This window comes from Yersinia sp. 2542 StPb PI (assembly GCF_048593855.1).
In the GTDB taxonomy this organism is placed as follows: Bacteria; Pseudomonadota; Gammaproteobacteria; order Enterobacterales; family Enterobacteriaceae; genus Yersinia; species Yersinia enterocolitica_E.
This window is the reverse complement of the sequence record NZ_JAZGQA010000398.1, coordinates 1-1,280: the sequence shown is the minus strand read 5'-3', so window position 1 is coordinate 1,280 and position 1,280 is coordinate 1. Positions and strand designations below refer to the sequence as shown.

Below are 1,280 nucleotides of genomic sequence, written 5' to 3'. Positions count from 1 at the left end.
GATGAAATTAGTGGTAGGTGTTTTATCAATAAAATAAAATTGAAAGGCAAAGGTAATTCCATGAATTTTTTTAAAAAATCACTCATTGTGTGAGATAATTTAAGGTTAGAGAGGGTTTCTTTCTTTACATGCAGGGAAGTTAGAGGTCAGTTGTTTTTATACAAAATAGGTCATCAGTTATGATTCGATAGTCACAAAATTCTACGGACCATCTTGAGTGCCAGTAATTGGTGGGTGTCAGTATTTTCAGGTAGTAACAATGGAGAGATTTAATAGTCTGGTTTTTCAATAAATGGTGGAATTTAAGTCTGTTGGTATGAAATAAAAATTCTGAGTGTTCCAGTGCCATAAAATTAGATTTTAAGCAGCACGTTGCATTCCTCTCAATAGATTAAAGCAATTGCTATCATCTGAGAATACATGAGTGTGACGAAAGCAATGGTATAAAAATAATCAGTGGTTTCTTTACCTCCTTATGTCGCCTGTTTTGTTACATTAATCTCTAGCTGAGCATCAGATTACATGCTAAAAAATGCCTCCTTACTTGCAAAAATAGACCGACTAGACAGAGTTTATATCAAGATATTGACACGAGAGTATCTACGCAAGAAACTACGTTAATGTCTACGTAGAGTGAATGGTGATTTTGATGGTAAAAATTATACCTTGCATGTATGAGAAGCGGCTTTCATTAATGGTTTTATATCTGGTTGGAAAGAGCGCCCACTTATCAGAGAATGATTTGGATATATTAATTAGTAAAGTTATGAATGGCGATTCAGTCGAGGGGAACTTACTTAATTTAGTCAATGATAAAGGAGGTTTGACAAACAATTTTCTTGAGAAACAACTGGTTTTTTTTAAAATCCAGGCAAAAGATACATTGATACCTGAAGATGAGCTTGCGTGGTTTAACAACCCTAGAGCGTTATCTTATGTTTTCGATATGCTTCATTTTGAATATCGGATGCTTTATAACAAAGAGGTTAATTTCTTTGACGTTGTGTTGCCGGTTGGCGTTTTTAAGGAAAATGAAGATCGGATTATTCACGAAGCTGCTTTAAGGTTAATTGATAGGCTATGTGCAGCATCAAATAAACAACATATTCAATTATTACTTAATGAGCGAAAGCAAGTATGGGAAAGAATTCAAAGCAAATTCAAAAATCCATTTTGGTTTCCATCTGACAGATATAGCTCGCATTATGATTCTGATTATCGATGGCTGTTATCATATTTTGAAAAAATTAAAATCACGGAAAAAAGTGTTGATATTTATA

At 33.4% G+C, this 1,280-nt stretch carries 1 pseudogene; it reads left to right on the top strand.

Features of this window, described 5'->3' with window-relative positions:
* Positions 1-649: 649 nt before the first annotated feature.
* A pseudogene (locus tag V1952_RS21885) lies at positions 650-1,280 on the top strand (hypothetical protein); the annotation flags it as partial.